This window comes from Acidovorax sp. GW821-FHT10E04 (assembly GCF_059415185.1).
Genome location: NZ_JBWKMT010000001.1, coordinates 1058923 through 1066333 on the forward strand (window position 1 = coordinate 1058923; position 7411 = coordinate 1066333).

Annotated in this window: 9 protein-coding genes; all 9 read right to left on the reverse strand. The window is 60.2% G+C overall.

The genetic code is table 11. The features are described 5' to 3' along the window. Positions 1 to 39: 39 nt before the first annotated feature. Entirely contained in the window at positions 40 to 819 is a 780-nt protein-coding gene (locus AC07OC_RS04835; protein ID WP_218295269.1) for an SDR family NAD(P)-dependent oxidoreductase, read from the reverse strand. A gap of 15 nt (positions 820 to 834) precedes the next feature. Continuing rightward, the gene (locus tag AC07OC_RS04840) at positions 835 to 1611 is read right to left on the reverse strand and encodes an SDR family oxidoreductase (protein ID WP_218295270.1); all 777 of its coding nucleotides are present in this window, start codon (positions 1609 to 1611) and stop codon (positions 835 to 837) included. A 24-nt stretch (positions 1612 to 1635) separates the two neighbouring features. Further along, the gene (locus AC07OC_RS04845; protein ID WP_492255251.1) at positions 1636 to 1926 is read right to left on the reverse strand and encodes a hypothetical protein; all 291 of its coding nucleotides are present in this window, start codon (positions 1924 to 1926) and stop codon (positions 1636 to 1638) included. A gap of 28 nt (positions 1927 to 1954) precedes the next feature. Next, positions 1955 to 2992 (reverse strand): TRAP transporter substrate-binding protein, encoded by a 1038-nt coding sequence (locus AC07OC_RS04850; protein ID WP_369643921.1) that lies wholly within the window; start codon positions 2990 to 2992, stop codon positions 1955 to 1957. A 46-nt stretch (positions 2993 to 3038) separates the two neighbouring features. Beyond that, complete coding sequence (locus AC07OC_RS04855) at positions 3039 to 3440, reverse strand: cupin domain-containing protein (RefSeq protein ID WP_218295272.1); 402 nt, start codon at positions 3438 to 3440, stop codon at positions 3039 to 3041. A 64-nt stretch (positions 3441 to 3504) separates the two neighbouring features. Further along, positions 3505 to 4419 (reverse strand): fumarylacetoacetate hydrolase family protein, encoded by a 915-nt coding sequence (locus AC07OC_RS04860; RefSeq protein WP_218295273.1) that lies wholly within the window; start codon positions 4417 to 4419, stop codon positions 3505 to 3507. Continuing rightward, a complete protein-coding gene (locus tag AC07OC_RS04865; protein WP_218295274.1) occupies positions 4416 to 5117 on the reverse strand; it encodes a GntR family transcriptional regulator in 702 nt (233 codons plus the stop codon). The genes AC07OC_RS04860 and AC07OC_RS04865 overlap by 4 nt, the downstream gene beginning before the upstream one ends. 16 nt (positions 5118 to 5133) lie before the next feature. After that, entirely contained in the window at positions 5134 to 6414 is a 1281-nt protein-coding gene (locus tag AC07OC_RS04870; RefSeq protein WP_218295275.1) for a TRAP transporter large permease subunit, read from the reverse strand. Between the two features lie 26 nt (positions 6415 to 6440). After that, positions 6441 to 6998: a TRAP transporter small permease gene (locus AC07OC_RS04875; RefSeq protein WP_218295276.1), complete on the reverse strand. Its 558-nt coding sequence runs from the start codon at positions 6996 to 6998 to the stop codon at positions 6441 to 6443. Between the last annotated feature and the right edge of the window lie 413 nt (positions 6999 to 7411).

Here is a 7411-nt window from a genome sequence, read left to right on the forward strand (position 1 = left end):
GTGCATCACACAATGGGTAGAGACAAATGGACTGCGGTCCTACATGCGGGCCAACATTCCTCCGTCGATGGCGAGAACATGCCCATTGACAAACGAGCCGGCATTCGACGCCAGATACACCACGGCAGGTGCGATGTCGTCGGGCTCTGCCCATCGACCTATTGGCACGGCGCTCTGCAGGAAGCTGTCAAAACCTTCGCGCTCCTGCAGACCCTGCGTGAACTGGGTGCGCACGAAGCCCGGAGCCAGCGCATTGCTGTTGACGCCAGCGCTGCCGTACTCCACCGCCAACGCGCGGGTGAATGCGGCGATAGCACCCTTGGCCGAAGCGTAGGCTGCGATACCGGGCATACACGCTTGGCCGGCTACGGAAGACATCAAAATGATCCGGCCAAAGCCCTTGCGCGTCATATGCGGCAACACCGCGTGGGCGCAATTGAAGGCGCCGTTCACATGCACATCGAACAGCGACTGCCACTGCACAAGCGTCATCTCGGTCACCAACTTGCGGTTCTGGTTTCCGGCATTGCTGACCATGATGTCGGGCGCCCAGCCGTCGAAGGCCAGTGTGTCAATGGCCTGGCCCACCGCCTCGGCCTGGGATACGTCGAACACAGCATGACGCGCTTCCACGCCTTCTACCGTCAGCAAGCGCACGGCCTCTTCGCAGCGGCCTGCGTCCAGGTCATTGACCACGATGCGTGCTCCCGCTTGCCCCAGGTGGCGGGCGATGGCCAGGCCCAGGCCCGCAGCACTGCCTGTCACACAGGCCACGCGGCCCTGTAAGCCAAAGTTTTTTTCAAAATAGGTCTTTGCCATGTGGATTGCTTTCTTTCAACGCAAGGATTGGATGCCGGCACAAACGTTCAGGCTCTGGCCGGTAAAACTGCGCCCCGCTGAGGACGCGAGAAAAAGCGCAGTCTGTGCTACGTCAGCCAACTGCACCTTGCGGTGCAAGGCCACGTTAGCCAGGATTTCGGTGAGCATGTCGGCCTCACTGATCTGGCGCGCCTGCGCCTTGGCCGCCGTGACGTTCCGGGAGCGCTCGCTGTCAACGATGCCGGGTAGGATGGCGTTCACGGTGATGTCGTCGCCGCCCAGTTCCAGTGCAAGGCTTTGGGTCAACCCAACGACTGCCCACTTGGATGCAGCATAGGGCGTACGCAGCGGGTACCCCAGGCGCCCGGCCACCGAACTGAGGTTGATGATGCTGGCGCGATGCGATGTACGCAGCGCCGGAATCGCGCGGCGCACGCACAGGTACTGGCTGCGCAGATTGACCGCAATGGTCTCGTCCCATTGCTGCGGTTCGATTTCCTCGATACGCGCCGTGGGACCAGCAATGCCGGCATTGTTCACCAGTACATCCAGGCCGCCCAGCGTCGCCAAGGCGTGCGCAAACCAGGCATCCACCGCAGCGGGGTTGGACGCATCCGCAATCCAGCCGCCACCTCCCGGCAGCGAGGGCACGGCAGCTTCAATGGCAGACGCCGAGATGTCGCTGATTTGTACCCGAGCCCCTGCTTGCGCAAAGGCCTGGGCAATGGCCAGGCCAATGCCAGAAGCACCTGCGGTGATCATCACGCGCAGATCTTGAAACTGCATGTCCATATTCTGTTTCTCAGTGGTTGCTCTTCAGCGCATATAGGAACCGCCATTGACATCAAGCCTGGCGCCGCAGACAAAGCTGGCACCTGATGAGCACAGGAAGGCCAGCAGCCAGGCGATCTCGTCCGGCGCGCCAATGCGTGGTGCTGGCACATTCTTCAGCGTGACCGGATCGGCCACTGCTACCACGGGGAGTTGCGACGGCACCCGGTGCCACCGCGTTCGCCTTTGCTTCTGGCGCGGTACGCCGTGCCAGCTCTGGGGCAGGAAAGCGACCGTGTTGAGGTCCGCTCGTCCTGTCAGGAAGCGACCGGGCATGGCCGGTCCGGGAGGCGCTATATCAGGTTCAGGGAGTCCTGCGGGCCTTCTCGATAGTGGCCATGGTCTTGTTGACCAAGTCGACACCCAGTTCCGGCTTGTACTTCTCGATCACTGATGCGGTAGCTTGCACCATGCGGGCGTGTTCGGCGGGCTCGATGGTATTGAACTTCATGCCGGCCTTGATAAGGTCCTTGACCACGTCTGCTTCCATTTTTCGGCTCACTTCACGGTGGTAGGTCTGGGCTTCCTTGCACGAGGATTCCAGTACGCCACGCTCGGCGGTGCTCAGGCGATCCCAAAACTTCTTGCTCACCAATACGACGGCAGGCAGATAGAAGTGGCGGGTTTCGGTCAGGTAGGTCTGGATGTCCTGATAGGAGCTGGACTTGGTGACCAGATAAGCGCTTTCCTGCCCGTCGATGGCCTTGGTTTCCAGCGCGGTGTAGGTTTCTGGGTAAGGCAGGGGCAAGGGCGTGGCACCCAGCGCCTTGAACACGTCGATGTACACGCGGTTCTGCAGTGTGCGCAGCTTCAGGTCACGGAAGTCTTCCAGGCGATTGATGGGATGCTTGCTGTTGGTAACCTGGCGGAAACCGTAGTCCATGTAGCACAGGCCAATGAGGTTCTTTTCTGAGAACTTTTTGAGCAACGACTGGCCGACTTCCCCATCCACGACGGCATCGGCTTCCTTCTCGCTGCGGAAGATGAAAGGCAGGTCGAAAATGGCAAGTTCTTTCACGTTGCCGGCAGCGCCTGCGGTGGAGACCACCGACATCTCCAAGATACCGCCCTGGGCAGACGACATCGACTGGATCTCGTTGCCCAGCGTGGCGCCAGGGTAGCCAGTGACTTTGATCTTGCCCCCGGTCTTGGCGCCGACAATCTGGGCAAACTTGTCCACGGCCAAGCCGATCGGGTTGTCCTTGGCGACGGCGTAGCTGAACTTGATCTTGCGGTCCTGAATGTCCTGCGCATGAACTTGCATGCCGCCCATGGCGATCAGGCCGGTCGTGATGGCCAGGCCCAGGTTGCGGATACGGGGGGAAGTCTTTTGTGCTGTCACGTGTGTCTCCTAAAAAAATGGGGCCATCGAAAGGGGTCTACGTCAATTACTTCAGTTCCTGGCCGTCCAGTTCCCCACCCAGAAACTTGTTCGGCTTGAGGAAGAAACACAGCACCAGCGCACCCTTGGGCGAGCGGGCGACATGGCGATGGCCTCTGGGGCGCCAGGCGAAATTGCCTGCCATGTAGACACCATCGTCGTCTTCGAACTCACCTTCGAGCACATAGCTCTGCTCGATTTCCACGTGTTCATGCAACGCGAGCACCGTGCCGGGCTGCCAGCGAAACAATGCCGTTAGCAAGCCGGTGTCGTCGTCCTTCACCAGCACCTTCATATCGATGCCCGGCGTCGGGGTGGGCTTCCAGGGCAGGTCGTTCACCGCCACGTTGCGCGAATCAAGGGGGCCGTACTTTTCAGCGTTGGGCAGGAAAGGGGTCATCAAGGCCATGTTGTCTCCTCAGGAATAGCGGAAGTTGAATGGAACAGCTGCGCAGCGCAGCTATTGAGGCGTGCTAGGCGACGACGGTATTGGTCAGCTCGCCAATCCCCTCGATACGTGCTCGCACGGTCTGGCCTACCTGGAGGCACCGCTGCGGGCGCTGGGCAAAACCAACACCTTTGGGGGTGCCGGTAGCGATGACGTCCCCTGGCAACAACGTCATGCCCGCCGACAGCTGCGCGATGACGGTGGCCACGTTGAATATCATGGAGTTGGTGTTGTCGTTCTGACGCTCTTCGCCGTCGACTTCCAGCACCAAGTTCAGGTTGTCTGGATTCTCGACGGCGCTGGCATGCGCGACCACGGGGCCAAGCGGGCAGCTGGTGTCCAAGCTTTTGCCCTTGAACCATTGCCCATGCAGGCGCTGCAGGTCGCGCGCTGTTACATCGTTCAGGATGGTGTAGCCGAACACATATTCGTGCGCCTTCTCCACAGGGATGTCGCGCCCCCCCTTGCCGATGACGATGGCCAGCTCTACCTCGTAGTCGAGGCTATTGGTCAACTGGCCGTGGCGCAGTACACAGCCGCGGTGCCCCACCAGGGCGGTGCGTGGTTTGGTGAAGAACTCGATGGCCTGCGGAAAGGCATCGGCCGGGCGGCCATTGGCCAAATTCCCTTCGATGATGTGCTCGCGGTAATTGCGGCCCACGTTGAAGATGTTGCGGCCGGTGAGCGCCACTGGCGGCAGGATGGTCGCGCTCGCATAGAGCACGGTGCTGGCGGTATTGCCGCTGGCAAGGGCATCGCCGGCCGTCTGGATGGCCTGCTGCGCTAGTGCGACTGCAGCGTCACCACCTGCGATGAGTTCATCCACCGATGCGGGCGCCGGCTGGACCGGCCATGCAGCTGTCAAGTCGAGGATGTGGGTATCTGCGATCACGGCGCCGAGTCGGACGCCATCACCGTGGAGGAAATTGAGGAACTTCATGTGGACTGCTTCTGTGGGGAAATACTTTGCACGACTTGCTGCGAGCCTCCTTGTTCAACGGCCACAAGCAGTGCGCGCACATGGGCTCGTGCCAGGGCTTCGGCTAGGTCGGCATCTCGCCGCTCGATGGCATCGATGATTTCAAGGTGCTCGCGCAGAGAATCGGCGCTGCGGTGCAGGCGAGCGATGGTCTGGCGGCGGTAACTGGTCTGAGGGTGGCCGAAAGACGCCCACACACGTTCGAGCAGATGGTTGTTGGCCAGCCGAATGACCTCTACGTGGAAGGCCACATTGGCTTGGGAATACTGGGCCGCCTTGGCTTCGGCCACTCCCGGCTCCAGGAAGGGCTCGAAAATGGCGCGCAGTGCTATCACGTCACGCTGCGATGCGTTCAGCGTTGCCTCGCGCGCGGCGAATCCTTCTAGCTGCTCACGCAGCTGCAGCCATTCGCGGTAGTCACGATCGCTCACCGGTTGCAGCAGCGCACCACGCCCCGGGCGCAGGCTGATGACTCCGGTGCTGTCGAGCCGAATCAGCGCTTCACGCACTGGCGTGCGGCTCACCCCTAGTTGGTTGGCCAGGTCTTCTTCGCGCACGCGGACGGGCTCAGTAATGGCAGAACGCAACTCATTGAGGTGCGCGCTCACGGCCTCGAACACGCCAGCAGTCGTGGACTTTGGGGAAAGCTTGGTATTCATTGCAGATCCCTCAGAATCACTTGGTCAGGAAGTTCAGAGGCACCATCACGATCGAGGGGAACAGCACCAGCAGGAACATGACGATGAACTGGGCGATCATGAATGGCACCACCCCCTTGGCCACATCGTCCAAGCGCATCCTGCCCACACCAGCCACCACGTTCAGCACCGAACCCACCGGCGGGGTGACCAAGCCAATGGCATTGTTCATGATGAAAAGCACACCGAAGTAGACCGGGTCGATACCAGCCTCTTTGATGACGGGCATGAGCACAGGAGTGAGGATCAGGATGGTGGGCATCATGTCCATGGCTGTTCCCACGACCATCACCAGCACCATGATTGCCACCAGCAGCAAAGTGGGGTTGTCCATAAAGGGCTTGAGCATGCCGATCACTTGGTCTGGAATGTCGGCTACGGTGATCAGCCATGCCGAGACCATGGACGCTGCCACCAGGAACATGATCACCGCGGTGATCTTCGATGCCGAGACGAACACCGTGTACATCTGGCGCAGGCTGATCTCTCGATAGACCACTGTAGATACCAGCAACGCATACACCGCAGCCACTACGGCGGCCTCGGTGGGTGTGAACACGCCGAACTTCAGTCCGAAAAGCACGATGACAGGCAGACCCAGGGCCCATAGCGACCCCTTGAGCGCTTGGAGCTTCTCTTGCGTCGTGGACGCAGCGGGGAGATTCACGCTCTCGCGGGACGCCACCAGCCACCAGGCCACGGCGATGGCCACCCCCATCAGCAGGCCGGGCACGATACCCGCCATGAACAGCTTGCCGATGGACACGTTGGCCGCAACCCCGAACACCACGAAGCCGATGGAGGGGGGAATCACCGGCGCAATGATGCCGGCCGATGCGATCAAACCACCGGCCCGCGCCTTGTCGTGGCCTGCCTTGACCATCATAGGCAGTAAAAGAGCGGCCAGTGCTGCCGTATCGGCCACGGCCGAACCAGACAACGCTGCCATCAGGCAGGCCGCGATGATCGCAACGAATCCCAGGCCCCCACGCATGTGCCCGACCAGAGTGATAGCCAAGTGCACGATGCGCTTGGACAGACCGCCCACGTTCATGATCTCACCGGCCAGCATAAAGAACGGAACAGCCAGTAGCGGAAAGCTGTCGGCACCGTTGATCACGTTCTGCGCGAGGATCTGTGCGTCGAACAGATCCAGGTGGAACATCAGGGCCAAGCCCGAGAAGAGCAGCGCATAGGCGATGGGCATACCGATCGCCATGGCCGCCAGCAGCGCGCCTACAAAGATGAGCACCGTCATTTCCGTCTCCGATTTCTTATGAATGCTTACTTGCGCCTATCCACAGCGACGACGGATGGAGGCAGCACGAGATGTGCCGTTTCTTCGGATTCCTGCACCATCACCAGTTCAGCGTCTGAGAGCTTCCCGCTCACTGTCAGCCAGAACTGGTGCAGCAAGATGAGCAGCGTGGACACCGCGAACAAGACGCCCGCAAAGTAGAAGATGGAGACCGAGAGGCCACTGACAGGTGCCTCCGTTTCGCGATTCACCACCACCTGGCTCCAACTGCCGGTAAACATCAGCCAAGTGATGTAAAGCATGATGACTTGCACCGCCACCAAACAGAGTCGCTGCGCCCAGGCGGGCAATCGCACGACCACCATGTCCGTGCCCATGTGGCCGCGCTCGCGCATTACGACCACAGCGCCCATGAACACCATCCAGACAAACATCCAGCGGGAGATTTCCTCGGAGATCAGCCAGCCTGTGCTGAAGAAATAGCGCAACACCACGTTTCCGAATACCAGGACAACCATGGCGGCCATCAACAACGCACACACAGCTTCCAAGGCCTGGCAATAGGCATCCAACAAGCGATTCATGACCCATCCTTGGCAATCGGCCCAACACGCGAGGCCTCGACTGCCCGCAGTGCTTTTGAGCCATTCAGTATGCAATTCATAGTTTTGTATGCAAAATATAATTTTCGTGCACGGATTTTCATCGTGGATACATAAAACCGCTCTGGGGTTTACCCCAATGGAGAGCCAATGACCTATGGCGGACCTCGCCAACACAAATTGCTCGCGTCACGGAAGCAGGTTCGGAAACTTTCACTGGGCGTGTGAGCGCATTGAGCGCGGCGGGCGCTGAAGCGAACGCCCTGGGTGCATCTACCCCGCATGGGACGGTGGGGCCAGCGGTCGAGGTCATTGCTCTGGGCTGCTGCCGGTTTCGATGACACCTTGTTAAGGTGGAAGATGAAACTGGAGGTGGCAGATGGTCACAAGAAGGA